Origin of the sequence: Hymenobacter volaticus, assembly GCF_022921055.1 — a bacterium.
GTDB classification, from domain to species: Bacteria; Bacteroidota; Bacteroidia; order Cytophagales; family Hymenobacteraceae; genus Hymenobacter; species Hymenobacter volaticus.
This window is the reverse complement of the sequence record NZ_CP095061.1, coordinates 1,154,566-1,179,501: the sequence shown is the minus strand read 5'-3', so window position 1 is coordinate 1,179,501 and position 24,936 is coordinate 1,154,566. Positions and strand designations below refer to the sequence as shown.

23 protein-coding genes and 2 pseudogenes are annotated in these 24,936 nt (G+C 51.4%); 8 read left to right on the top strand and 17 right to left on the bottom strand.

Annotated features, from left to right (window positions below; translation table 11 throughout):
* Positions 1–137 precede the first annotated feature (137 nt).
* From MUN86_RS05170 to MUN86_RS05155, 4 genes are all read left to right on the top strand, one after another.
* Positions 138–545 (top strand): hypothetical protein, encoded by a 408-nt coding sequence (locus tag MUN86_RS05170; RefSeq protein ID WP_245122571.1) that lies wholly within the window; start codon positions 138–140, stop codon positions 543–545.
* A gap of 339 nt (positions 546–884) precedes the next feature.
* Positions 885–1,499: a hypothetical protein gene (locus MUN86_RS05165; protein WP_245122568.1), complete on the top strand. Its 615-nt coding sequence runs from the start codon at positions 885–887 to the stop codon at positions 1,497–1,499.
* Positions 1,500–1,601: 102 nt separating this feature from the next.
* Complete coding sequence (locus tag MUN86_RS05160) at positions 1,602–2,282, top strand: metallophosphoesterase (protein WP_245122566.1); 681 nt, start codon at positions 1,602–1,604, stop codon at positions 2,280–2,282.
* A gap of 242 nt (positions 2,283–2,524) precedes the next feature.
* Positions 2,525–3,388, top strand: a complete 864-nt coding sequence (locus tag MUN86_RS05155; protein WP_245122563.1) for a glycosyltransferase family 32 protein — start codon at positions 2,525–2,527, stop codon at positions 3,386–3,388.
* Positions 3,389–3,500: 112 nt separating this feature from the next.
* On the opposite strand, the gene MUN86_RS05150 is transcribed toward MUN86_RS05155, so the two are convergent.
* The gene (locus MUN86_RS05150; RefSeq protein ID WP_245122560.1) at positions 3,501–5,066 is read right to left on the bottom strand and encodes a hypothetical protein; all 1,566 of its coding nucleotides are present in this window, start codon (positions 5,064–5,066) and stop codon (positions 3,501–3,503) included.
* Between the two features lie 668 nt (positions 5,067–5,734).
* Between MUN86_RS05150 and MUN86_RS05145 the strand changes: the two genes are divergently transcribed.
* The gene (locus tag MUN86_RS05145) at positions 5,735–7,393 is read left to right on the top strand and encodes an FAD-binding dehydrogenase (RefSeq protein WP_245122558.1); all 1,659 of its coding nucleotides are present in this window, start codon (positions 5,735–5,737) and stop codon (positions 7,391–7,393) included.
* Between the two features lie 146 nt (positions 7,394–7,539).
* Here MUN86_RS05145 and MUN86_RS05140 read toward each other — a convergent pair whose 3' ends face one another.
* Both MUN86_RS05140 and MUN86_RS05135 read right to left on the bottom strand, forming a co-directional pair.
* A complete protein-coding gene (locus MUN86_RS05140; protein WP_245122555.1) occupies positions 7,540–9,327 on the bottom strand; it encodes a serine hydrolase domain-containing protein in 1,788 nt (595 codons plus the stop codon).
* A 407-nt stretch (positions 9,328–9,734) separates the two neighbouring features.
* Positions 9,735–10,364 (bottom strand): class I SAM-dependent DNA methyltransferase, encoded by a 630-nt coding sequence (locus MUN86_RS05135; protein ID WP_245122553.1) that lies wholly within the window; start codon positions 10,362–10,364, stop codon positions 9,735–9,737.
* Between the two features lie 184 nt (positions 10,365–10,548).
* On the opposite strand from MUN86_RS05135, the gene MUN86_RS05130 reads away from it, so the two are divergent.
* Positions 10,549–10,905, top strand: a complete 357-nt coding sequence (locus MUN86_RS05130; RefSeq protein ID WP_245122552.1) for a hypothetical protein — start codon at positions 10,549–10,551, stop codon at positions 10,903–10,905.
* 136 nt (positions 10,906–11,041) lie between these two features.
* On the top strand, positions 11,042–11,740 hold the full coding sequence (locus MUN86_RS05125) for a hypothetical protein (protein ID WP_245122550.1): 699 nt from the start codon (positions 11,042–11,044) through the stop codon (positions 11,738–11,740).
* Positions 11,741–11,862: 122 nt separating this feature from the next.
* Here the strand turns inward: MUN86_RS05125 and MUN86_RS05120 are convergent, their stop codons facing one another.
* From MUN86_RS05120 to MUN86_RS05110, 3 genes are all read right to left on the bottom strand, one after another.
* Positions 11,863–12,279, bottom strand: coding sequence for a tellurite resistance TerB family protein (locus tag MUN86_RS05120; RefSeq protein ID WP_245122548.1), 417 nt, complete (start codon positions 12,277–12,279; stop codon positions 11,863–11,865).
* A gap of 109 nt (positions 12,280–12,388) precedes the next feature.
* On the bottom strand, positions 12,389–13,384 hold the full coding sequence (locus tag MUN86_RS05115; RefSeq protein WP_245122546.1) for a cytochrome P450: 996 nt from the start codon (positions 13,382–13,384) through the stop codon (positions 12,389–12,391).
* The gene (locus MUN86_RS05110; protein ID WP_245122542.1) at positions 13,384–13,713 is read right to left on the bottom strand and encodes a cytochrome P450 family protein; all 330 of its coding nucleotides are present in this window, start codon (positions 13,711–13,713) and stop codon (positions 13,384–13,386) included. The genes MUN86_RS05115 and MUN86_RS05110 overlap by 1 nt, the downstream gene beginning before the upstream one ends.
* A gap of 599 nt (positions 13,714–14,312) precedes the next feature.
* Between MUN86_RS05110 and MUN86_RS05105 the strand changes: the two genes are divergently transcribed.
* On the top strand, positions 14,313–14,774 hold the full coding sequence (locus MUN86_RS05105) for a hypothetical protein (protein WP_245122540.1): 462 nt from the start codon (positions 14,313–14,315) through the stop codon (positions 14,772–14,774).
* A 370-nt stretch (positions 14,775–15,144) separates the two neighbouring features.
* On the opposite strand, the gene MUN86_RS05100 is transcribed toward MUN86_RS05105, so the two are convergent.
* The 11 genes and pseudogenes from MUN86_RS05100 to MUN86_RS05060 form a co-directional block, all read right to left on the bottom strand.
* Positions 15,145–16,206, bottom strand: a complete 1,062-nt coding sequence (locus MUN86_RS05100; RefSeq protein ID WP_245122536.1) for an acyltransferase family protein — start codon at positions 16,204–16,206, stop codon at positions 15,145–15,147.
* Between the two features lie 279 nt (positions 16,207–16,485).
* Positions 16,486–17,306, bottom strand: a pseudogene (locus MUN86_RS05095) (enoyl-ACP reductase FabI).
* Between the two features lie 125 nt (positions 17,307–17,431).
* Entirely contained in the window at positions 17,432–18,532 is a 1,101-nt protein-coding gene (locus tag MUN86_RS05090; protein WP_311181786.1) for a DNA repair protein RecN, read from the bottom strand.
* 68 nt (positions 18,533–18,600) lie between these two features.
* Positions 18,601–18,921 (bottom strand): hypothetical protein, encoded by a 321-nt coding sequence (locus MUN86_RS31630; RefSeq protein ID WP_311182136.1) that lies wholly within the window; start codon positions 18,919–18,921, stop codon positions 18,601–18,603.
* Positions 18,922–19,004: 83 nt separating this feature from the next.
* Positions 19,005–19,103: pseudogene (locus MUN86_RS31625) on the bottom strand (hypothetical protein); the annotation flags it as partial.
* 217 nt (positions 19,104–19,320) lie between these two features.
* Entirely contained in the window at positions 19,321–20,253 is a 933-nt protein-coding gene (porD, locus tag MUN86_RS05085; RefSeq protein WP_245122533.1) for a type IX secretion system protein PorD, read from the bottom strand.
* On the bottom strand, positions 20,243–20,893 hold the full coding sequence (locus MUN86_RS05080; protein ID WP_245122531.1) for a phosphopantothenoylcysteine decarboxylase domain-containing protein: 651 nt from the start codon (positions 20,891–20,893) through the stop codon (positions 20,243–20,245). Before MUN86_RS05080 ends, porD begins: the two co-directional genes overlap by 11 nt.
* A gap of 109 nt (positions 20,894–21,002) precedes the next feature.
* Complete coding sequence (locus MUN86_RS05075; RefSeq protein WP_375379467.1) at positions 21,003–21,569, bottom strand: flavoprotein; 567 nt, start codon at positions 21,567–21,569, stop codon at positions 21,003–21,005.
* A gap of 156 nt (positions 21,570–21,725) precedes the next feature.
* Positions 21,726–22,073: a DNA-directed RNA polymerase subunit omega gene (locus MUN86_RS05070; protein ID WP_245122528.1), complete on the bottom strand. Its 348-nt coding sequence runs from the start codon at positions 22,071–22,073 to the stop codon at positions 21,726–21,728.
* Between the two features lie 100 nt (positions 22,074–22,173).
* A complete protein-coding gene (locus MUN86_RS05065; RefSeq protein WP_245122525.1) occupies positions 22,174–23,004 on the bottom strand; it encodes an outer membrane protein assembly factor BamD in 831 nt (276 codons plus the stop codon).
* A gap of 106 nt (positions 23,005–23,110) precedes the next feature.
* Entirely contained in the window at positions 23,111–24,793 is a 1,683-nt protein-coding gene (locus tag MUN86_RS05060) for an OstA-like protein (protein ID WP_245122522.1), read from the bottom strand.
* Positions 24,794–24,936: the final 143 nt, after the last annotated feature.

The window sequence follows — 24,936 nt, the reverse complement described above, 5'->3', positions numbered from 1 at the left end:
TCCTGCTGACGCTGCTGTATATTGTCGGTTCCCGTAGCCAGCCCAGAATAGGCATAACCAATACACTGCTGAACCGTTATTTGTAGCCTTGCCTCTTTGCGTGAGGTAGCATACGACCTTTATCTAACACACCTAACATGATTGATTCGCTGCGGCGGGGAGACGGAAGCGTGTACCTCACCATTGAGCACAACCAAGACGAAAACTGGATTCATGCCCGCTGGTATGGCCGTCAAACTTTGGGAACGGTAATGGACGGGGGCCTCACGTACCTAGACTTGCTGCGGCAAACGCCTTGCCCCAAATTGCTCAACGACCACCGCGACCTTGTTGGCACCTTTACAGAAGCCAACGACTGGATTCAGCAGGTCTGGACACCACTTATCATCAAGGAAGGGCTTCGCTCTATTGGCCAAGTCGTGTCGCCGGACATTTTCGGTCAACTTTCCATCGAAGACCTGAAGTTTCGCATCAGCGACCAACTGGACATCTACCTCTTTGATAACCTAGAAGACGCCCAGACGTGGCTCCGCGCGCAAAAGTAGCTTGTACCATTAGAGTAGTTATTTCACAGCTTCAAACACAGGGAGCCGCTAAGCTTTGAGAGGTACACCTTGGTGCTACTAAAACTAAAATAGAATCGGATGCTAAGCGCACTAAGAGGCGACAAGTGAAAGCGCTTTTCCTGCCCAACAATACATTTTTCAGAGGAAGTGCTACCTCGACTATAGACGCAATACAATCATTGCATAGTACGCTCGACGCTGGTACTCAATAAGTACCATTCGTCTCTTATTTTAGCACTTAGCTGGCTCGGTTCTGTGCTTATCTCGCATAGCGCTGTAGTGCTAGCTGCTATCCTTTTGTGCGAAAAAGTATTGCCTGTGTACAAGAAGTACAAGCTCGTGTTCTTTGGCGCTTTAGCTATAGCCTATGGCTGCGTTCAGCTCCTGCTACTAACTTACTTTTCGAACAACATACTGACCCAAATCCGCGCCCTCGAGCCGCAACCCGCCTCAGTGGTTCGGGGGCTTGCTCACGGCACTCCCGTATTGGTAGAAGGGCGGATTAGTCCCGCCACGCCCCAGCGCTACGGCACATTGGTAGCGTACATCAAGAGCAGCGAACTGAAGTACTCTGATAAAGAAGAAGCCGTTTGGGTGGAAGACGATTGGATTACGCCCCCATTATTGCTCGACGTTGGTGGCGCAACGATACCCATCGAGGCAGGATACACGATAGAGCGGTCTACCATTCAGAAACAAAGGAAAAAGGTTTCCTACAAAGGGTTCGACAGGGGTTCACAGGTATTTGCCGTTGGCGTTATTAGCCCGACCGGGGCCATTAGGGCTACCACCGTATATGGTGGCAAACGCGACGATTATCTGTTCACCAAAACCGGCGAGAAATGGGTTGGCTATTTTTCTAGCCTGTTTCTGATAGCCCTCGGTACCGTGTTCATAGCCGTTGAAGTGGTTCTCGGCCGCAACCGCCGCTGATACCATAGCTTCAGTGTGGTAGTGTGCCACATACGGTGCACTTCATGGCCTACTGCTCAGCGCATTGCATTGCCTTGCCGTTGGTTTACACGTAGTAAGCACATGGAAACCTACGTACTCGGCGACATACATGGCGCTTTTCGAGCGCTAGAGCAGGTATTGGAGCGCAGCCCGTTCCGCCCGGGCATCGACCGCCTCATTCACTTGGGCGACGTGGCCGACGGCTGGCCCGAAACCCCGCAATGCGTGGAGCGGCTGCTAGCCATTCCTAGAAGTACGTGGTTGCAAGGCAACCACGACTGGTGGGCCTCCGAATGGCTGGCCACTCAACCGCCAAAAACTCAGCTAAACCAAATTTGGTACCTGCAAGGCGGCAAAGCTACTTTCGACGCGTACGCACGAGGGTCTAAAGAACAGATTCAACGGCACTTTCACGATTTTTTCAGCAAGCAACTGCCCTATTTCGAAGACAGGACAGGCAACCTCTACGTCCATGCCGGCTACGACCCGACTATTCCAATTGCGGAGCAAGAGCCGTACGAGTTGATTTGGACGCGCACACTGTGGCGATATAGCCTGGAGGCGTCAGCATACAAAGAGTGTTTTATTGGTCATACCCCTACTTGGCCGCAAAGCAAAGTTCCCGTCCAACGCGCCAACGTCTGGAACCTTGACCAAGGCGCTGCCTATGGGGGTCGTTTGAGTTTAATGAACGTCCGCACCAAGGAGTTTGTGCAGAGCGACACAGTGCAAGAGCTTTACCCTGGCGTTAAAGGCCGATAACAATGGATACGAGCAACTTAGCTCATTGGGTTCGCGCTGTCTCCTACCGTTTCAGGTAGCACAGGGCAGTCCAGCTAACCAGTTGCCGGCTGATGGATGCCGCAGTGAAAGGGATAAGAAAGCAAAATGATGCTTTTGCCGGTGTCTATTAGCTTCTTACTCTTTCACATCTTTGCACAGGATTTGCAATATTGTTGTCAGGCAAGATTGGCTGGCCTTTATCAGATTGCACCAAATCAACTATGACTCCATCTCTCTCCTCTCCTGCTTCACACACTGGCAGGCAAGCCCATTTGCAGCCACTAGATGAAGGCACATCTATTCCCCGTGTGATTCATCAGACGTTTATGTCGAAGAACTTGCCGCCTGAGCTACAGGAGAACGTCAACAACCTAAAAAAGCTGAACCCTGGCTGGGAACACATCCTTCATGACGACGATGATATCAAGAAATTCATAACAGAAAATTATGGACCTACTATACTCAGCTATTTTGAGCGTATAAACCCTAGGTACGGCGCAGCTCGCGCCGACCTGTTTCGTTACCTGCTGCTTTACAAATGCGGCGGCGTTTATCTGGATATCAAAAGCACTTGTACGCGTCCCCTCGATGAGGTACTGCTGCCCGACGATCGGTACATTTTAGCCCATTGGCGGAACAAGTCGGGCGAATCGCACGAGGGTTTTGGCATGTCGAAAGAGGTGGCGCACCTGCCGGGCGGTGAATATCAGCAGTGGCACATCATTGCCGCCCCTGGCCATCCTTTTCTGAAAGCGGTGCTTGAAACGGTGCTTACCAACATCGACAACTACCGGCCGTGGTTGCACGGCACCGGTGGCATAGGTGTACTGCGGCTAACCGGTCCGCTTGCTTATACGCTGGCCATCAACCCGTTGCTACCAACGGCTCCTCACCGCTTAGTAGCCGACGAAACCGTGGTAGGGCTTCAATACAACATTTATAAGACCACCTCGCACCGAGCCGTTTACAAAACGAATTACTCGCTGCTAACCGAATCTGTTATACACATGAAGTGGATAGATAAACTACCTGCTCATCTGTACAGCATAGCCAAGAAAAGCAAGCATCTGCTTTTCGGCAGATAACTAGCACAAAGCAGCACGAATAAAAAGACTGGCCTGATAGCCGGGGCACGCATCCCTAGCCATCAGGCCAGTCTTTTTTATTACTCACTTTAAAACGGCCCGCTGCGGTTTGTTACTTATTGACTCTCTGCAATAAATGCCAGTTGTTGACATCCTTCACTTTTCTGAAAGTATTCAGGGAATCAAGGATTTTCTGGTCCCTAGCAGCAATATTACCTCTCACCAAAAGGTAATCGGACTTTGCAATCATTTCTCTTGGGCTTTCATTATAGTACATGTACGCTTGGTAAGGTAAACCGCCGCTTGCCTTCCTTCTAATCATACCGAATCTATAATCGATTATTCTAGTGGTGGAAATACCTTTATCCTTTACTATAAAATAATTCTGAAAGTGGTCGTATATCATTCTACCTCGGTAGTAAGAATCATAATTCATATAAGATAATTTCTTGGTGTTGTCTTTCGGCAATACATCAGCAAAGCCCTTGTTTTCCTGATCGAACTGATAGAAGTATTGACCCCACAGTACTAAATGCGCGAAAGCTACCAGAATAGTTGCGTACGCAAATATTCTAGTATCCACTTGCGGTGCCTTACAAGCAATAAAAATAAGAGCGAACAGCAGAATAGTAGAAAATCGCTCGTACAGGGGCTCTTGACCAGGAATGCGCTGAGGCAACAGAAAATAGCAAAAACAACTTACAACAAGCAATATAAATACATAGGCCATTTTTTCGTCAATAGCAGGAAACAGGCCTTGCTGTTGCGCATTATTTCTATTGAAAAAATATTTATAAGCAATTATTATAAAAGGAACTAAGATAATAAAGGCTAGCAGAAGAGCAACGATCTTTCCAGTGGGACCATTAAACAATTGCGCATTATCGGCAACTATAAACTTAGCTCTGATCAAGAAGGTCTGTAAGTATTCGTGTTTATAATACTCTTTCATAAACGCGCCCGTTGATGTTTCCTCGGTAGTAAACCCGGCACTATTCTCGGCTGACTTTTGAAGAACAAACCACCAATAGACGACCAACAAGCCCAAAGGCACCAAAACAAACGAGTTTATAACTAGGCCTTTGAAATTAGTCCTGTACCTGTACAGCAGAAAGGACCCAACCATCATCATACAGAACAAGGCGACCATAGCGTGCGAAAAATACACTACTAGCAGCAGCAAGGATATAAAAATCATGTTCCTAACGTAGCTGGACTTGTTGCCAATAGCTCGTAACCACAGCCACAAAATTAGCAGCACCACATTATTCGCAATGGCATTTCCAGTAAAGCCGAAAGTCAAATTGTAATTGTAGACGAGTATAAAAGAAATTATAGCAAACCATCTGTTACCATTTAATTCTTTAATAATAAGTAATACCAATATTGGCAACGTAATAACAAGAATTAGATGCAATACCTTATTGGCTATTTCTACATCAGGAAAAATAGGCAGGGCAAAAAAGAATAAATGAAACGTGTTAGGGTAAAATTTATAATTCAGCGTGTAATACTGATTAAATAAATTAGAAGCTTCGTTGTAATACCGATAGATAACTCCTTCTGCTAAGTGGCTAGGTACGTCAGCAAACGGAAAAAAATCAATGCGTAAAACTAAAACTGCGTGGATACAAAGCAGGACAATAAAGAAAATCCAGAAGCTGTCTTTAAGTTTCAAAACGTAAGGGTTTATGTAAATAATGGCAATTGTATTCGCGTACTAGTATCCCGCGCCTTGACAACAATGTGTAGTTGTGGCGCGCTCGACTGTACAATTAGAAAGAAGTCAGTTTTACTCCGGTAGTGAACACCAGAAAAAAGGTAGATCAATCATCTACGGCAAGGGCATTTGCATGCTGTTCTTTTTAGTTGCTTGAAGTCATATGCACTAGCGCAAATAATTTCGTGTAGCCATTTGCCTAGTTAAGGCAGGTATACTTCTTCACAAAAGAAAACTTTCTAACTGAAGCAGTAAGGCATAGCAACGCTGCAATATACGTATTCCAATTAAAAATTGTATATATCCGTAGAATCATAAACTGTACAAGAGCAGAAGTAATGAAAACATAAAGCATGCATGCTTGAGGCCTTGCTCTTCTGAACCCTAGCATACTGATAGATAGTGACTAAGGAAAGCGTCCCTGCCTCACATTTCGCTCGTCGATACTGTAGTTTTCAGCACTGCCGGCTTATTGCTTTTTCTTTCGCCGCGGACTTAAACGGCTCTTGTGCCCATCAGTAGTTGGCTGATACATTGGTATATTCGCTATAGTTAGAAAACCCACCCATCTTCCGTTCGGCCTGCCGCTATATTAGAACCAAAGCGCAGGCACCAACCTATTACATATGCAAACTGAGGCCGACGTACTGATCATTGGGGCGGGCCTCGCGGGCCTAGTAGCAGCCACTGAGCTTGCGGATGCAGGCAAACGAGTAATGCTGCTCGATCAAGAACCCGAGCAAAATATGGGCGGTCAGGCGTTTTGGTCGTTTGGCGGCCTGTTTCTAGTTGATTCTCCCGAGCAGCGCCGGCTCCGAATCCGCGACTCGTACGAGCTGGCTTTGCAGGATTGGTTTAGCACGGCAGGTTTCGACCGCACCGAGGACAAATGGCCGCGGCGCTGGGCCGAAGCTTACGTAGGTTTTGCCGCAGGCGAAAAGCGTAGTTGGCTGCTCCAGATGGGTATGCGGTTCTTTCCGGTAGTGGGGTGGGCTGAGCGCGGCGGCTATGGCGCCACGGGACCTGGCAACTCGGTGCCGCGCTTTCACGTGGCCTGGGGCACTGGCACTGGCGTAGTGGCACCATTTGCTCACCGTGTCCGCGAGGCCGTAAAGCGTGGCTTAATTACGCTCAAATTTCGTCACCGGGTTACGGAGCTAACATCAACCAATGGCGTAATCGATGGGGCTCGTGGAGAAGTGCTTGAACCAAGCTCAGCTTTGCGGGGCGAAAAAAGCTCTCGTCTTGCTGTGTCCGATTTCGCGTTTCGTGCCCAAGCCGTTATAGTAACCTCGGGGGGCATCGGGGCCAACCACGACTTGGTGCGCAAGAACTGGCCTGCGCGCTTGGGGGAGCCGCCCCAACATATGCTCTCGGGCGTCCCCGACCACGTAGACGGCTTGATGCTCGGCATTAGCGAGGCGGCCGGCGCTAATTGCATCAACCAAGACCGAATGTGGCACTACACCGAGGGGCTCGACAACTGGAATCCTATCTGGAGCCGCCATGGCATCCGTGTGCTACCGGGTCCTTCTTCGCTGTGGTTAGATGCACGCGGCAACCGGTTGCCGGTGCCTCTATTTCCTGGCTTCGACACCCTTGGGACGCTCCAGCACCTGCGCCAAACCGGCTACGACCACAGCTGGTTTGTCTTGACGCAGAAAATCATCCGTAAAGAATTTGCTCTCTCCGGCTCCGAGCAAAACCCTGATCTAACCAACAAAAGCTGGCGCCAGACCCTGCGCCGCGCCATCGGCAAAGGAGCCCCCGCGCCTGTAGAAGCCTTCAAGAACAATGGCGTTGACTTCGTAGTGGAAAAGAACCTGTCCGACTTGGTACAGGGTATGAACGCGCTAACTCCCGAGCCCCTGCTCGACTTCAAGAAGTTGGAGCAGGAAATTGTAGCCCGTGACCTGCAAATCGACAATCCGTTTAGCAAGGACTCGCAGATTACGGCCATCCGTGGGGCACGCCAATATTTGGGCGACAAGCTTATTCGCACTGCTAAACCCCATAAGTTGCTCGATCCGGCGATGGGGCCCCTGATTGCCGTCCGCTTGCACATCCTCACGCGCAAGTCGCTAGGTGGGCTCGAAACTGACTTGTCGGGCCGGGTACTCAGTGCCAATGGGGAACCAGTGCCGGGCCTTTATGCAGCAGGAGAGGTAGCAGGCTTTGGCGGTGGGGGCATGCACGGTTATCGGGCCTTGGAGGGCACCTTTCTGGGCGGCTGTCTCTTCTCTGGCCGAATTGCAGGGCGTGCCGCTGCACAGGCGGTGCTGTAGAAGCACGCTACGCTAACACGTTGAACGCCTCTACCCTCAACACAGTGAATTCCGGCTTGATAGCAATTTCAACCTATCATCGAAGCCAGAATTCAATTGCGTTAGAGTTTATGCCTCTGCTCTTCTAAGAGAGCCTACAGTACGGTTTACTCTTTCACGAACCGGCGGGAAACGATGCCTTCGGGCGCTTGAAAGCGAATGAAGTAAGTGCCAGGCTGCAGGTCAACGACCGGTATGGTTTGCCCCGGTGCCATCTGCCCACTACTTACCTGCCTCCCGTCCTGGCTCATCAGTTCGTATGGCAACGCAACGTTGGCTCCTGCCACCGCTAATTCTTCGTGCGCAGGATTAGGATATATATTTAGCGCCAATGCCCCTGCTGGTTGTAGCACCAGCGTAGGGTTGCCGTCCAGTGTGTACACGGGTTGGTTGTTAGTTGCCGAATTGTCGGCGTACTCCACTACCCGAATGTGATACGAGTGCCGCGAATCCAGATTGCGGATAGCTACGGAATCAGCAGCTTCGTCGGCTATTACGTAGGTGCCGTGGCCTAGCGGCTCGCCCTGACCGAAGGGTGCAGCCGTATACCGAACACCATCGGTAGGGAATACATCAACCGGCCCGTCGGCGCGCATGAGCACCAAGCGGCGGGTGCCCGTTCCCCGTGTCCAGCGCAGCAGCACACTTGCCGAGTCTAGGGCGGCGGTAAGGGCGGTGGCATTTTGCAGCGGCGTTGATAGGTTGTGAGACGGCCATCCAGTTGCCCCCGGAACGGCTACCCAACCTAGTTGGTCGAGTTCCTTCCAAAACGCAGGTGTGCTCGGGCAAGTATTAAGCAAGATAGCCCACGTATAGCCCCCAGAGGTGCGCACCAAGTAGGTAGCAGTGCCATCTAGTCGGCCACCATGCCAGCGGTTGCCAACCCGGTTTACCTGCCAGCCCTTTGCGTACCCCGGCTCGGGAGTTGAAGGGCGAACTAAGGTAGCCAGCGTGGCGGGTGTCAGCAAACCAGGGCGGTCAGGGCCACCTTCTACGGCCTGCACTAAGCGCACCAAGTCGCGGGCCGAACACACCCAGCCGCCGTGGGCGCTCATAGCTTCGAGGTGAAAGCCGCCATAAGCAGCGGGCACTGTTTGCCCCGAGCCGTTGCAAGCCAGGGTTCGGTATTGGCTTTGATACTCGGCCTCCCGCTCTAGTTTCCCAGTGGGCAAGTCGCGGCCTAAGTGGGCTTCCAGCGCGCCAGCAGGCGCTAACAAGTTGTTTTGCACCCACGTTTCGTAGCTCTGCCCCGTGACAGCCTCCACTATTTTACCTAGCACTAGGTAGCCTATGTTAGAATAGGCGTAGCGTGTGCCAGGCGCGAAGTTCAACCGTTTCGCTAACAGAAAGCGCACCATAGTGGAGTCGCCGACGGGGCTAGGCACATTCTGCTTCTGCGCCACGTGTAGCGGGAAATCTACCGGGTCGCAGCTTCCGAACCCGTCGCAGCCAACGAGCCGGTCCCAGCCGGCGCTGTGTTCGAGTAGCTCTTGCACCGTGATGTCATAAACCCGCTGGTCGGTGATGACGCTGGTGTAATATGGACTGCGCAGGTATCCTTGGGGGCCAAACGCTTTGCCGGCCAAGCTAATGCGACCTTGTTCAACCAGTTTCATTACGGCCATAGCTGTTACCGGCTTCGATAGGCTAGCTACACGTAGCAGATGGTAGGGCTGCAAGGGTTCGGTTCGGGCCAGATCGGCGTAGCCGAATGCCCGAGCGTAAACCAGCCGATCCTCCGTGCCGAAAGCAACGGAAGCTCCTAGTATTTCCCAGCGCTGCATAAACTGCTGCAGCGCCACTTCAAACTGTTTAAATTCTGGAACCGGAATCCCTGTTTGGGCTCCAACATTAAAGGATAGTAAGAAGAAAATAAAAGTGTAAAGTTTCTTCAAATTAAATATAAATAAAAAGCCATAAAAACGTCAATTCTAGCTTCTACTAACCCTAGAACGACATGGCAATTTTATTATATAATCTGAAGTTTAAAATACAATTATTATGTATAAAATATAAATCTTCAAAGCCAAGCACGTTAATTATTTCTACAATCTCGAATCTAGGTTTTATTGCACTTTATCAATCATACAGTCAACTTAAGCATTGCACTTATTATATGCTTATTACTCTGTCCGTCTTACATGCAGAAGCACAAGACTTGCATTAAACGGTGCCCCATTTGAAATCCTATACAAAACGAGCTTATTGCTGTACCTAATTCCGCATAAGTAGCTAGGCCACAGCGCTTCTCTCGCCGTTTCCTTACGCTCTAAACTCATAAGATAAGAGAGACGGTAGCCCCCTACCCTTTTCGAAACAGAAACGAGGCTATCCTTGGTATACCAGCCCGGTTCTCTTCATCGAACCATTCTTGCAAGGTTACACAGGTGAAGCCGTTTTGACGAGCGCCTTCAGTGTAGTCCGAGATGTGATGCACATGACACTCTAGTTCGAACACGCCCCCAGTAGCCGTATCAAAGCGGGCTTTGCTGCCTTGGTATTGCTTGAATGGGTGTAGCTCGCCGATGTAGAATAAGCCATTAGGTTGGAGGGCTTGGTAGGCTTGCTTGAACACAAAGGTTAGGTCTTGGATATGCTCCAGGATCAGGCTGCAAGTAATGAGGTCGGCAGGTTTATCCACAAAGTGCCACTCTTGGGTGATGTCGCCTTGCTGGAAGGTTACGTACGGGAGTTGCAGTTTCTCTTTGGCTTTATCGAGCATCTGCGCCGAGAAGTCCACAGCAGTAACATGCGTTGCTTTGGTAGCCAACCATTGTGTGTTCTTGCCGGTGCCGCACCCTAGCTCTACTATCTCGGCGACGTTCGTAGTATCCAGTATGCTTCGGATGGCGCGGGCCTCCAAGTCGCGGGTTTTGTTGAGGACCGAGTCGTAAGTGTCAGCCCATGTGTTGTACGCCTGCTGAATATTCATGAGTAATTAAGGATAAGCTGCTCGTTTACTACATGCAAAATAACTAGCCGTGAACAGCTTACATACAGCTTAGCGGTCCAACTTTCTATCTTGCCTGTCTTTTCTGAACTGAAATCTACTTCGTATACCCCTGCCAAAGAACTCACTAATGGCTGGAAGCAGAAAGCAACTTTACGGGCAGGCTTTGGCAGAACAAGTAGCCACGGCACTGCTGTCGGGGCGGATTCTGGCCTCCTACCACCGCGACTACTGCGGCATGGGACTCCAGTATCTAAAGGGCACGTTTGTTTACGGGGAGGTCTGGGATGGGCAGCTCCAGAGCTGGAATACCTTTGAAAACAGACCTGCTTCGGTCGTCACATTTCAAGATCAAGCAGCTTTTGTAGCGTGGCTCGGAGCGCAGTCTGATGCTACGCTCGACCGGCGCGAAATGGCAGAGCCATTTTACTGGAACAACCAAACCGTTACGCGGCAGCGGTTACTCGCCTTTGCTGCCTGTTTAGCTTCTGAAATGCGTCCAGCGTGGGCTAGCAACGAGTAGTCTATTTCCCTCAGCGTTTACGCTTTATTATCGGATAGCGTGCGTGTTTGCGAAACCCCGCCGTAAACAACTCAACGAGGCGCGAATCCGCTGCTTCTCAGGACCAATCATTGGCTGACAACCAGCACCCCCAATCATGAAAACATTCACTGTAGAGCGCCTATCCTTCGATACCCTTACCGAGCTACCGGACTCTTGGCAAAACCAGGATTACAAAGAATTACTGCTCGCAGCCGGCTACGAAAATCCCGATGAAATAGAGGCAAGCGAGCTGCGGGCCATGTGCCTGATGTCCCTCACCGACTTAGAACCAGCCGAAGCCGCCCAGCTGGTGCTAGGTTACTTGTTAGCCGATCAACTCAATACCGGTCAAATTCAGAACCTGGCGCACCAGATGCTCACCGAAAAGCTATGGGAGGAAAATCCAAAACTCGAAGAGCACGAAAGTTTCTATAAAGCCACGCAACTGCTCTATGAAGCTTACAACGGCAAATTTCCGCGGGCCGAGGCCGTGCAATTTCAAGTGCAACTCACCGCGCAAGTCCCCGAAGACCTAACCCTGTTCGACACGCACCCACAGGCCCCATTATTGCGCCTACTAGCCCAAGGCATGCCCGACAATACGCTGCTCAAACGCTTGTTTCACGAGCAGCTTGACAGTGCCAGCTTCCCCGAAGCGTCGGCTATTATCTGGCAGCTTCACCCCATCAAGCGCGATGATAAAACTGCCGTTTTTGAAGTAGTGAGTTCCGCGTACTGGTTAGATGATTTCAAATACGCTGATTCCTACGAAGGCACTACGCAGGAAGACGCTTTAGTTGAGGAAGAAGGGTAAGCTGTACCAGCTACAGACAACTTAGGGAGCCATTTGTCTCACCTTTATGGTCGCCCAAAACAAAAGAGACGTGAATTATCACGTCTCTTTTGTTTTGATGCTACTATAACTATCACGGCTTTTTAGCTAACGGTGGCTGCGTTGCGGCCAGAATCGGGTGTGCCGCCGGTTAGTTGCGCCACCATATCGTCGAGGATGCCTTTGCTATAGCCGATGCGGTTGGCGTACTCCATGCACAAGCCGTATTCGCGCGGATCAATTTGGCCGTCTTGCAGCATCATTTGCACCAGAGTTTGCAACTCCAGCGTTTTTTGGAGTCCCTCGGAAGGGACGATAAAGCTCAGCACGCCAAGGTTATCGACAATAGGCTGCACATCCTCATAGGTAAGAGATAATCGGTTTCCAATTTGCAACAAGAACTTGCCTTCTTCCTCATCCAGCTGCCCATCGGCAGCGGCTACTAGCACAAGATTTTGGAAGAAGGCTAGCTTCTTTTGCTGGGTATTTAGTAATTCTTCGAGTGTTTTGGTGTCCTGCATGGCGGTGGGTTTCTAACGATGTAGCTGAAAAGCGCTCGGCTACGGTTGCTTTTATCGAACGCTACGCTTCATCGAAGGTTATGGCTCAGCTTAGGAGTGATGCTTCCACCTAGCCATGATGAAACGGACAGCCGCCAGTAGGCGTTAGAGCAGAGCTAGTCGTAGCTGTTACAAGAGGGGCAGGCTTACCGGTAACGCGCACGTTATGCATCACAAAACCACTGGCCGGCAGCGTAGGCATACGGGTTAGGTCGTAGCGCAAATCTTGGGGTGGCACGTTGTAGGTGATGCCTTCATTGAGAAAATGCACAGCTTGCTTCATGGCTTCAATTGTAATCCACTCGCCGGCGCAGCGGTGACCAGTCAGGAAGTCGCCGCCACCTTGCGGAATGAAATCATAAGCATTGTCTTGCCATTGCCGAAACCGGTCTGGCCAGAACATTTCGGGGTCCTGCCACCACCGCTCGTCGCGGTTGGTGCCGTACACATCCAGCAGTACTATGGTGCCCTTCGGGAATTCGAAGCCATGCCACGTAAAATCATCGCGCACAATGGCTCCCACAAACGGCGTGAACGGGAAATAGCGCCGCACTTCTTGCACAAACAACTCGGCATAGTCTTCCGATGGGTTGCGCAACTGCTGCCGGTACGGTGGATACTCATGTAGGGCCACCGCCGCAAAGGTGATGTAGGTAGCAATAGCCACGATGGGCCGCACTGCATTTATTAGCTCAATAGCTGCCATCTGCACGTCAAACAGCTCGCCATTAGGCTCCCGATGCCATGCCACCGTATGGGCGGCGGTGCCTAGCCGAGGCTGCAACGTACCCGACCGAATATCCCGAATGATTCCGCGCATCCATTTTTCGCCGCGAATACGGGCCTGCTTGCCGCGCCAGTGCCGTGGGCCTACACCCCCGAATCCATCGATCATAGCTCCAAAGTCACGAGTTCTGAGTGCTACCTCGTCTTCTTCTAGCGGCACACCCGCCCAAGCACACGCAGCCCGGCACAGAATTTCTTGCGATTCCCGGAACAAAACCACTTGATCTAGCTGCTCCCACCGTTGGGCGTAGCGTTGCCACTGCGCAGACAACAAAGCCATTAGCCGTTGCCGACTCTCTGGCCCACCAGCGACATAAACATTTCCTTGCGGCAACGGTGCTCGCCATTATCGCGTGTTTGAATGGCATGCAGCCCCATCAGCGTGGTTTGCACCCGCCGCGGAATGGCACCGGTGCGAATAAAATGCTTGGGGTCGTAGAAGAGTTGCGCAGCTTCGGGCCCATGCAAGCATGTGGCCTTCATGCCCATCAAGCGGATCTGAAAAATGTCGGTATCGAACGCGCGGATGCGGTCATAGAGGAAGGTATAGCCTTCACGCACTACATCTAAGGTGCTGTCGAGCTTGGGATCGCGGAGGATTTCGGGCATAAGATGATAAAGCCAGCGGTAAGTGCATCGCCGGTCCTTTTCCTACGCACTAACCTCTAGCGGGATGCAGATGAGCTTATCATTCCGAAGCTGCCGCACCGACGATACTTAGTTTCGTCGTCTTGATTTACCTCAGGCCAGCAAATGATATGATGGCGATATGCTGCAACTTAAAAGTATATCATTTATCCAATCACAAGTTTCTATAATCCTTTTCATGGTTGCTCTAAAACTATTTATAGGTGCATATACTATAAATAGTTCTATAATACTCTATTTTTGCCACTGCGTTATAATCTTGACTAAACAACAATTCTTTCATTCTATCCTTAATGTTCAAACGTTTATCTATCGGAGTATCTCTTCTTGCTCTTCTCACCAGCTGCGAGAAAGATCAAGATCCTACAATCCAACTTGAAGGCCGCTACGAAACCAGCAACACGATAGTGCCAGGCCCCATTCAACTCTATACAACCGGTGGTCGGCGGATAACAGATCAGCGAGTTATCCAATCGTTTATCCAACGCAGGCATGTCGAAGAATACTTCTTATCTGCTAATCAAACGATATCTGACAGCAGCTCTATAGAAGTACAGTTTGTGTCTGCTGATAAAGTTAGGCTGTCGTTCAAGCGGCCTAAGCATAATGATAAGGTTATCGAAACTGAAATAACGGCTAGAACCCAAGAGCAGCTGACGCTAACCACCCTGGCCGAGTCGAAGTTTTTCAAAACAACCGACGGCCCAAGCAACCACTGTGCTGAGTTAGGTGATAAAATTAAGACCGTCTATCCGGTGCTCAACTGGCAAGCAGTGTCATCGGCTAGCGGTTACTCGGGCTCCTACTGCACCGGGCGGGAGACACGGGTGCTAACCCTCAAAAATGGTAAGCCTGTCCTGACCCTTATGAGTTGGGCGGTTCTTGCTTACGGAAACTTTGGTGGCTGCTCTTCAGCCTACAACAATGAATGGAACACGTTTAACACGTCGCTGCCTGCACAACTTGGCAGCAAAGACACCGTTATGGTGCAAACCAAGGAAATAGCGCTACTCAAGAAATAGAAGCTCATTTCCGCTTACAAGAAAGCAAAGAGCCCGACTATCTGGCTTGTTGTCACTAAAATTTCAAAGCCCTCCTAACCACGTTGGTCAGGAGGGCTTTTTAGATCCTGCCCGGACTATTTAGGAATCAGACCTAGCAGTCAAATTGCGGTCAGAAAAGCCTCCGGATTGCCGAAACCAGACTTCGCCAAAAAGTTTGGGTAAGAACAAGCCGTTGTAGGCGCGGCTAGGGCGGTTATTGGAACCTGCGACAAATGGTTACCCCAGTTGAGCTTCCACTTTAAAGTCGCAGATAAACTGCGAATTACATTCTCGTCCTCCTACCCGAGTTTGGTTCTCAGCCATTTGCGAACCGGCTCATCATACCATTTCAAACTCGCATACGCCAACAGAATACCCCTAGCAAGATCAATAACGCATAAGGCCAGGTTTGCACGAGGGTCACCCCTTTATGGTTGCTGATCCAGGCGACATAAAAATAGACTAGCGGATAGTGCACCATGTACAACGGATACGATATATCACCCAAGAATTTGCATAGCCCACCTTCGGTTTGGGTATGGATCATCCCGCTAGCCCCTAGATACACAATGAGTGGAAAAAGCAGAATGATACAGACTGCTTCATAGACTCCATTCATCCAAACATGCTCCGCACCGCCTATGCGCGGCATATATAAGACGAGCGCAAGCAAAAGGCTGCACCACAGAAAAGCGTACTTGATGCGGGTGGGCTTACCAATCCGTGAAAGCAGCAGACCAGCAAAGAAGGGATATATCGTCCGCGTAATACCCACGCGTACTTGTTCCACGTTGAGCGTCCAACCACCACTAACATCGCCAGCAGGACTGGTAATGGCCAAATGAGCAAGCGCTATGGCCGCGACAAACACCAACATACTTAGCGCCGTGTTAGAGAGCTTTCGGACGCCGATGGCGTACAGGATATTGGCTACGTATTCAAAGAACAAGGACCACCCGACGCTATTGAGCGGATGCATTTCTTGCCAGCCCCGTATATCCAGAGATAAGGGAACCGGTAGAATAGTGCAACCAATGAGTAGCACCAACAGCATTTTCCACAAGGGAACGGTATGGATGAGCGGCCAAATGGTTGAATCGGTAAAATAGAAGCCGATTGCCCCCAGTACCATTCCTAATACTACCATCGGTTGCAGCCGTTCGATTCGGCGCTTAAAGAACGTGCCGATGGACATTTTAGGCCAACGGTCGTCATAGGCATAGCCGATTACAAAGCCGGATAACAGGAAGAAAAAGTCAACGGCCAGATAGCCGTGGTTGACCAAGATATCCAGGTGTCCAGTGCCTAATGGCTCAGTTAGGTGAAAGGTGACAACGATAATGGCGGCGACGCCACGTAATCCATCCAGTATGGGATAATGCGGCTTCGCAGAAAGGGCATCGTTGTTCACTGCTTCTTGGCTATAGAACGTAAAATTGGCTATTCAACTAGGTAAGAACTCGGGCTGTAACCGTTTAGAAACTCCTCCACATTGTCACTCTAAAGTAAGGCTGCTCATATGAAGGGCCTTCTGACAAGCCCCCCGCAGCCAAACTAGTTTAAATATTGTGTGGTCGTCCTTAAAATAAGGCATCAAAAAAGCGCTAACCTAACGGCCAGCGCTTTCTTGATAAGATTTGGGTAAGGACAAGCCCTGGTTGAGCTTTTCACTTTCCTGTGAGCGGGAAACTTACGAGTTAGACTTCGTAATCAGCTCTACGATTTCCTCGGAAATGCCAGTGGTGCTGAAGCCGCCGTCGTGCATGAGGTTCTGCATGGTCACGTAGCGGGTCAGGTCCGAAAACAGGCTAACGCAATAGTCTGCGCAAGCTTCGGCCGGAGCATTGCCAAGCGGCGAGAGGCGGTTAGCGTATTCGTAAAACGCATCGAAGCCGCTGATGCCCGTACCGGCGGTGGTTTTGGTTGGTGACTGGCTGATAGTGTTTACGCGCACTTTCTTGAGTTTGCCCAACCGCTGCCCGTAGCTTCGGGCAATGCTTTCCAACACCGCTTTGGCCTGCGACATATCCGTGTAGTCGAGGAACGCGCGTTGGGCAGCAATGTAGCTTAAGGCTACCACCGAACCCCATTCATTGAAGGCATCTTGCTTTTCGGCCACGGCCAGCATCTTATGGAACGACAGCGCCGATACATCCAGCGTCTTTTGGTACCACTCGTAATTTAGTTCGCCGTAATGCTTGCCTTTGCGGATGTTGGCGCTCATGCCAATGCTGTGCAACACAAAGTCGAGCTTGCCGCCGAGGTGCTCTTGCGCGCCGCTGAACAGCTTCTCCAAATCCTCCATTGAGGTAGCATCAGCCGGAATGATGGGGCATTGCACTGCTCGGAGAGGCGGTTGATTTCGCCCATGCGCATGGCGAGCGGGGCGTTGGTCAGCACAAACCGGGCTCCTTCGGCATGCGCTTTCAATGCCACTTTCCAGGCAATAGATTCTTCGTTGAGCGCCCCGGAAATGATGCCGACCTTGCCAGCAAGTAGGTTGTTGGACATGTGGTGAATGAATGATTGAGCAGATGAGAGTAGTTGGAACTGCAAAAGAGGTAAAAAAATAAAGAACGCCACGCAGAGCTTACCGCAGCATCTGGCGTGGCGTTCTAATTTCTTACTTGGCTCTCCTACCCTACTAGCTCCTCGCCGCGCATAGCCAGCAGTTCGCGGGCACTCTGGAAAGCATGTTGGCTTGGGTTAGCGCCGGCAATCATGTGGGCAATTTCACTGATGCGCTCGTCAAGGTTCAGCATCTTAATGCAGCTCACGGTGCGGTCGGCGCGGTCTTGCTTGTACACGAAGTAGTGCGTATCGCCGGCGGCAGCCATCTGGGGCAGGTGCGAAATGGCAATCAGTTGGTGCTTCTGCGCCATTTGCTGCATCATGCGCCCCACTTTCACCGCAATTTCTCCGGAAATACCGGTATCAATTTCGTCGAATACGATGGTGGGCAGGGCAGTCTTATCGGCTAGCATGTACTTGATGCACAGCATAAGGCGCGAGAATTCACCACCTGAAGCGGCTTTACTGAGCGTTTGAGGTTGCGCCCCTTTGTTGGCTGTGAAGAGGATGCTGATAACATCCATCCCGCTAGCAGTCAGTGGTCCGGCCTGATGCTGCACGACAATGCGGGAGTTAGGCATTCCTAAATCGGCCAGCAAGGCCACCAGTTCTTTCTCAAACTTCGGAAAACTTTTGCGGCGCGATTCTGAGAGCCGAGTAGCTAGCTTAGTGGCGGTGGCCAGAGCCCCATCGGCATCCCGGCGCACACGGGAAATTTGCTTGTCTAGGTTGAGTACCGAGCCTACTTTGTCGCGCAGTTCGTCGCGTAATGTTAGCAGCGCTACGATGTCGCGCACTTGATGTTTGCGCTGCAAGTTGTAGATGACGTTGAGGCGGCTTTGTAGCTCATCGATACGGACGGGGTCACCCTCGGTGCGGCGCTCAGCGGCTTCGGCCTCGGCAGCAATGTCATTTATTTCAATCAGGCAGCTATCAAGGCGCTCTTTAAGGTCGCGGAAGATGTCGGCGTAGGGAGCAATTTGGCCGAGTAAAATAGCGGCGTCCTTTAGGCTGCTGCTAGCGCAATACTCACCATCGCTCAGGCTTTGCAGCGCGTTGGTGAGCTTGAACTTGATTTCTTCGGCGTGTTCGAGCTGCTTGACTTCCTGCTCTAGCTCGTCTTGCTGTTCGTTGTCGAGGCGGGCCTCTTCTAATTCATTTAGCAAGAAACTATGGTAATCAAGCTCTTTGTTGGCCTTGGCCACCTGATCTTCCAACGATTTCAGGTCGGCTTCTAGCTTGCGGTATTGGCGGTAGGCACTGCTGTACTGGCCCGCGCGGGTATCAAGCCGGCATACAAGTCGAGCAGGTTAAGCTGGAATACGGCATCCCCGAGCAGCAGCGTATCGTGCTGCGAGTGAATATCCATCAGGTTAGCCCCGATATGTCGCAGGGTTTCCAGCGTTACCGGCGTATCGTTCACAAAGGCCCTTGACTTGCCCGCCGGACTAATCTCGCGGCGCAGGATACACTGCGTATCGTAGTCGAGGTCCTCGGATTCGAATATGTCTTGGAGCTGGTAACTGGAAATGTCGAACTGCCCTCGATCACACATTTCTTCTCGGTGTCAAAGAGCATGCGCGAGTCGGCGCGGTTACCGAGCAGTAACCCAATGGCACCAAGCATGATGGATTTACCGGCGCCGGTTTCGCCGGTGATAATATTGAGGAGCGCTGAAGGCCGCAGCTCCAGCTGCTCGATCAGAGCGTAATTGCGGATGCGAAGATCAACTAGCATACTATAAAGTGAAGGCCGGCACCGGCCGTAGCTAACAAACAAGAAACCCGCCGCGCTGACAATGTCAGACAGGACGGGTTTTACAAACCTACTAATTACTTTAGGTTATTGCCAACTATATTCGCATCAAGTTTTTATGAATTTCATGACTGGCTTTTCGACCTAAGAAGAATTTAAATTGCTCTATAAATGCCTCAGCTAAGGTTTAACAGAGCAGCTATGGCTGTTTGAGCATGGCCTGATACTTAGCTGAATTGGTAGGATCTACCTCCGAAAGCAAGGTTGCTAAGTTCTGCTTCTGCTGCACATCGTTGCCACTGCGGAAGATATTAGCTATTTCGTCGGCCTTGGTGTCGAAGAAGGCGCGGGCTAATAAAGTACCGGGGCGCCGCGTTGCGGCCGCCTGTACGCCCTGCAAGGCAGTGAAAATGCTGGTGCGGGCATCGTCCGGTTTCTCGATAAAAACATCGAGCCCTTGGCGGTAGTAGGCATAGCTACCCGTACGAATGGCTTCTAGCTGAGGATCCTGAAGGTTGTTGAGCAACCAATAGCGGTTGCGCGTCTGGCCGTCCTTCCACGCCTCGTCCGACTCATTGGTTGTGGTCTGGGAAGCGGCATTTTGCAAGACGCTGCGGGCGCGGTCGTAGTAGGGCGAGCCGCCAAGCCGCGCGAAACTGTCTTGGTCGAGCCCGATGGCGATGTAGGCGTAGAAGGCCAACAACGAGGACAAGTTGCCAACAAACGTGTTTTCCGAATAGTCAATCGGGTTTTGCGGCGAGTAATTGAACTTGAAGTTGCGGTCGGTGAAGCTCAGCAGGTTGGTTTCGTAGCCGGTACCGTACACCGGCCGCGTCGTGACGATACGAGCTGTAGCCACATACTGCCCATTCTGCGGAATAGCCGTGATACCGACGAACATCCGCATTCGAATTCGCTCTTCCGGGCGGTACGTCTGGCTGGTGAAGGACCTCGTGTTTATGAATCCTTGAATGTCCTTCTGCATCTGCTGCACCAGTTGCTGGTCGGCAATGGTCACGTTTTCGGTGGTAACGCGCACTTCCGCCAGTATTTCTTGGGCGTGACTTGCACGCGTTGACAGCAAGCAAGCCAGAATAACTACAACAGACGATAGTAGAGAATTACTCTTCACGGGGCAGGCGGGCAAGAACAGCTTGAACAATATCGTGGGCCACGGCGGCTTTTAGCTTTACTTCAAAGATAAGCATTTCGCCCTGGGCATCCAGCAAGGTTACTTTGTTGGTATCAACGCGAAAACCAGCACCAGCATCACGCAAGGAATTGAGTACAACCAAGTTGAAATTCTTACGGTGCAGCTTCTCGCGGGCGTTAACTTCTTCGTTGTTTGTTTCCAACGCAAAACCCACCGAAAATTGTTCGGGCCGCTTGGTTTTCCCAAGGGTAGCGGCAATATCCACGTTCTTGATTAGCTCCAGCGTGAGTGTATTCCCTTCCTTCTTGATCTTGTTTTCGGCTACGTGCGCGGGCTTATAATCCGCTACTGCCGCTGCAAATACCCAAACGTCGGCCGCCTCTGCCACTGCCGACGCGGCCGCATACATCTGATCGGCCGTTTCTACCCGCTGCGTTTGAATGCGTGGGCTCACAGGGTCGGGCAGGTTGGTGGGCCCGCTGATAAGCGTTACCTCGGCGCCGGTAGCGGCAAACGCCTCGGCCAAGGCGTAGCCCATTTTGCCGGTACTATGGTTGCCGATGAAACGCACCGGATCAAGTGGTTCGTAGGTAGGGCCAGCCGTGACGAGGACGCGCATAGTGTGTTCAGTGAGAAATGAAGTAGTGCCTGAGAGGAAATAGCGGTGCTTGCGCCGCCTGCAAACCTAACGCCATTGCGCACACTTGCCGAGTTTGGCAGCAAATTCCTTAACCTCTATCCTTCATTTTCAGCTCGCTCAGTGCTGCTACTATGTCTTCGGGCTCTAGCATGCGGCCGGGGCCAGAAAGGCCACTGGCTAGTTCGCCGGCCGGTGAATCGAGAATGGTGTTGCCGTAGGAACGCAGCCGCGCCAGGTTACCAGTGGTGGCAGGGTGAGCATACATGTCAAGGTCCATGGCAGGAGCCAGTACCACGGGGCAGCGGGCTGACAAGTACACGGCATCCAGCAGCGAATCGCAGAGGCCGTGGGCGAAGTGCGCTACGGTATTGGCCGAGGCTGGCGCCACAAGCAACATGTCGGCCCACAACCCTAAGTGCACATGATTGTGCCACTCGCCGGCTTGCTCGTCTTTCAAGAAGCCTTGAAGCACGGGTCTCTTGGAAAGCGTACCCAACGTAAGGGGCGTAACGAAAGCCGCAGCCGAGGCAGTTAGTATGACTTGCACTTCGGCACCCGCCTTCGCAAGCAGCCGCACCAAATGCGCAGCTTTATAAGCCGCGATGCTGCCACATACGCCAAGCAAAATTTTGCGTCCTTCCAACGATGAAGACATGATGCCCTTTACTGATGTATTACAAAAAGAAAAAACGTCCCACCGAGTTTGCTGAGACACTTCGCGTGCTGACGCAGGATTGATATCCTAACATCAGCACGCGAGATGCTTCGACAAGCTCAGCAGGACGTTCTTTTCTGACAGTCTAACGGCCGATTACTCGGCTTTGGCAACATTGCCAGTAACTTCTTCTTCCGAAGGAGTGCGATAGTACACTTTGCCTTCCAAGAATTCCTCGATGGCGAGGTTGGTAGGCTTGGGCAGACGCTCGTAGTGTTTGGAAATTTCAATCTGCTCCCGGTTCTCGAACACCTCTTCTAGGTTGTCGACCGTGGTAGCAAACTCGGCCAACTTGCCGTTCAATTCTTCTTTCAGCTTAACAGCCAACTGGTTGGCACGCTTCGAAATAACCGCAATTGACTCGTATACGTTGCCCGTTTCGGCAGCGAATTCCGACATGTTGCGCGTTACAATAGAGGCAGAAACGTTGCTAGGGGTCTTCATGAGTTGATGGTTTTAATTGTTTTACTGTTGAGCAGTAGCCGGATAGGTACTACTAGTTGTTGGTTAAAGCACAGGCTGGCTTTTATACTTTAAACAGAGCCTAGTTGGCAGCCGCGGCAGCTTCTTTGGGCTTGAGTTTAGCTGCCTGTGCGGTTGCATCCGTGTACATCCGCTCGGCTGCTTTTATGTTGCGGCTCTGCGGGTACGTGTCTACGAAGTGCTGATAGAAAGCTATTACTTCTAGGTACCGTTCGCGCTGCTTTTCCGTTACGCTTTCCCGGGCCAAGTCGTACTGCGCACTAATCTTTAAGTATTCAGCTTCCTCGTTGAAAGCTGAGGCCGGGAATTGCTGCTGAAAATTGGTTAGCGCCACTACGGCCGACTGATAGTAACGGAGGTCGTAATAAAGCTTGGCGCCCTGGTAGGCTTTGTTCTCAAGCTTCTTCTGCAATTCCTGCGACATATTCTCAGCCTCGGGGCGGAACGTGCTGCTTGGATAGCGGTTCAAAAACTCCTGTATCGTCTCTAGCGCCGAGTAGGTGTTGGTCTGGTCCAGCTCGTACTCGGGTGAGTCGCGGAACAAGGACTTGGCTTGCAGGAATGAGGCTTCTTCGGCATAGGTCGAGTTCGGGTAGGTGTCCGCAAACGACTTGAAGTAGTAGGAACTAAGCGTGTAGTTGCGCTGGCGGAAGTTGGTATTGGCGAAGTAGAACTGCGCTTTTTCCGCTTCCGGACGACCTTTCAGGAGCGGCACTAGGTCTTCGAGCAGCGTACCAGCTTTGAAAAAGTCGCCTTTGTCGTAGTACTTGATGGCGGCTTCGTACTTCTTGTTCACGTCGCCGCTCTTAAGCAGCTTTTGATAGCCAGTACAGGAGCCAAGTAGCAACGTACTCAACAAGAGAACAAAAAGAGTTGGGCGGAATGAATGCATAAGGGGCACAAAGGTAACGGATTCTGCCTGAATCACTGAACTGGTAAATCGTTGATTGTTGGCGGCTTGGTAATCACTAGTTACCTCGCCTGGCAAAAAGGCTCTGCTATTTTTTAACTGGCAGCGGCGGCGTAGCACCTGCAGGTGTAGTAACACGAGCTGCAGCAGGCTTGGAAACAGGCTTTACTACCGGTTTAGGAGTGGTTTTCGGTGCTGATTTCGTTTTCGCTTTTCCCTTCGGTTTCGCTTTAGTTTTAACTTTCACGGGCAAGGCAAAGTGCTTGCCTAACACGGCCCGGCGGGTCGGTCGTTCCGTGGGGCGCCAGCTGAAATCTTTGAGTTTCTCGTCTTCGGGCTTTAGCTCATGGGGCGGAATAAAGCTGGCATCGGGGTTGGTCAGAAAGCTGATGGTCTGCAGCTTGCTTTCGGCAAAGCGCAATACCATTGTGGCTGATAGAGCTTTGTTCATGCCACTCACGGCGGTGTCACCCTCAAGAGCATAGTAGATGCTCTCCGCGTTGCCAAGCACGTCCACTTTTTTTATGGAGTTGCCCTGGAAGTAAGCAATCATCCGGCGTCCCTTCACTTGGTTGAAGTTCAGCAGCGTGTCTTGCCCGATGATAAACGCTCTGGCGTAAAGCCGCATCTGGTCAACCTTACCCTTGCGCTGCCGGATTTCCATGCTGTCGGAGGTAAGCTGGTTTTGGTTGTTCCAGAGGATCGGGTTTTTGTTGAGATAGATGATAGAATCTAGCCGGTTGTAAGTCAGCGAGTCACAACGGCCTTGCAGGTCGGTACGGAATATTTTGGTTTTCGGGAAGGCATATATAACCCCGGCATTGTTGAGAGGCGCCTTGCCTTCCTGGCTGATGAGGGTGTCGGCCGCTAAGTACAGCGTGTCTTTGCCCGATATGTTGCGCATCACCGGCGAGCCGTACACCTTCACGCGGCCTTGCAGTCGCCAATAGCGCCCCACGTCGCCGCGTATCACCACATTATCTTTCTTCGAGGTCATCGAGACGTGCCCCGTGGCTACCCCGTACTTTTGGGCTTGGTCATACACCAGTTTGTCGCCAGTCAGCAGGTAGTTGGGCGTTTCAACTTTGGCGTTGCGCTGAAATGTTGATACCCCGGTAATAGTATTGTGCACCCCATTTTCGGCGTAGAGCGTCTGGTTTTGCCGGTCCGTTAGGCGCGTGGGTCCAAAGAAGTACGCCACCTTTGTTACGGTATTGTACTGCAGCGTATCGGTATCGATGGTGTTGTCTTTGGTGAGCACCTTCACGTCGCGCTTGAAGCTAAAGATCTTGCTGGTGGTGTTGTAGTAGCCGTATTGGCTGTCGAGCGTGTTTTCGGGGTCAACAATGTGGCCACCGGTGCTGTAGTAGGCTAGGTTCGTGGTGAGGTCGTAGTCGAGCAGATTGGTGGTGAGGGTCATGCGGGGGTCGCGCATGGTCACGTTGCCAATCATGCGGGCTTTGCGGGTGTCCCCATCATAAGTAGCCCGGTCGCCGGTGATAGTAATCGTGTCGTTCTGAATGATGCGCACGTTGCTGAACGCTTCCAAGTCGTTTCTACCAATATACTGATAGGCCGAGTCGCAGTAGAGCAGCGTGGTGCCCTGCCGAAAGCTCACGTTGCCAATCAGCTTGCGGATTTCAACGCCATTAAACTTGCCTCCCGAGAGTTGTGCCGTGCCTGGCAATAGCTCGATTCGTTGGCCTCTAGCAGGCGTGGGTTGGGTGGTTGACTTGCGTTGAGCCGTAGCCAGCAACGGAAGTGAAACCAATAAAAACAGGAAGAGAAATCTAGATAAGGGCATTATAAAGCAAAGGTATGAAATCTACCTCCTTGCGGCAGGGCGCACGCCTGGTTGGGTGATGTTGCAGCGGCTCATTACTAGTTGTTCAACTAGGCGCCAAGCCCGCGCGT

What these genes read in the sequence shown, in the direction of transcription:
- MUN86_RS05170 (WP_245122571.1), top strand. Translation starts at nt 138, where the DNA reads ATGATTGATTCGCTGCGGCGGGGAGACGGAAGCGTGTACCTCACCATT.
- MUN86_RS05160 (WP_245122566.1), top strand. Translation starts at nt 1,602, where the DNA reads ATGGAAACCTACGTACTCGGCGACATACATGGCGCTTTTCGAGCGCTA.
- MUN86_RS05155 (WP_245122563.1), top strand. Translation starts at nt 2,525, where the DNA reads ATGACTCCATCTCTCTCCTCTCCTGCTTCACACACTGGCAGGCAAGCC.
- MUN86_RS05145 (WP_245122558.1), top strand. Translation starts at nt 5,735, where the DNA reads ATGCAAACTGAGGCCGACGTACTGATCATTGGGGCGGGCCTCGCGGGC.
- MUN86_RS05135 (WP_245122553.1), bottom strand. Translation starts at nt 10,364, where the DNA reads ATGAATATTCAGCAGGCGTACAACACATGGGCTGACACTTACGACTCG.
- MUN86_RS05125 (WP_245122550.1), top strand. Translation starts at nt 11,042, where the DNA reads ATGAAAACATTCACTGTAGAGCGCCTATCCTTCGATACCCTTACCGAG.
- MUN86_RS05120 (WP_245122548.1), bottom strand. Translation starts at nt 12,279, where the DNA reads ATGCAGGACACCAAAACACTCGAAGAATTACTAAATACCCAGCAAAAG.
- MUN86_RS05115 (WP_245122546.1), bottom strand. Translation starts at nt 13,384, where the DNA reads ATGGCTTTGTTGTCTGCGCAGTGGCAACGCTACGCCCAACGGTGGGAG.
- MUN86_RS05110 (WP_245122542.1), bottom strand. Translation starts at nt 13,713, where the DNA reads ATGCCCGAAATCCTCCGCGATCCCAAGCTCGACAGCACCTTAGATGTA.
- MUN86_RS31630 (WP_311182136.1), bottom strand. Translation starts at nt 18,921, where the DNA reads ATGTGTGATCGAGGGCAGTTCGACATTTCCAGTTACCAGCTCCAAGAC.
- MUN86_RS05080 (WP_245122531.1), bottom strand. Translation starts at nt 20,893, where the DNA reads ATGCGCGTCCTCGTCACGGCTGGCCCTACCTACGAACCACTTGATCCG.
- MUN86_RS05075 (WP_375379467.1), bottom strand. Translation starts at nt 21,569, where the DNA reads ATGTCTTCATCGTTGGAAGGACGCAAAATTTTGCTTGGCGTATGTGGC.
- MUN86_RS05070 (WP_245122528.1), bottom strand. Translation starts at nt 22,073, where the DNA reads ATGAAGACCCCTAGCAACGTTTCTGCCTCTATTGTAACGCGCAACATG.
- MUN86_RS05065 (WP_245122525.1), bottom strand. Translation starts at nt 23,004, where the DNA reads ATGCATTCATTCCGCCCAACTCTTTTTGTTCTCTTGTTGAGTACGTTG.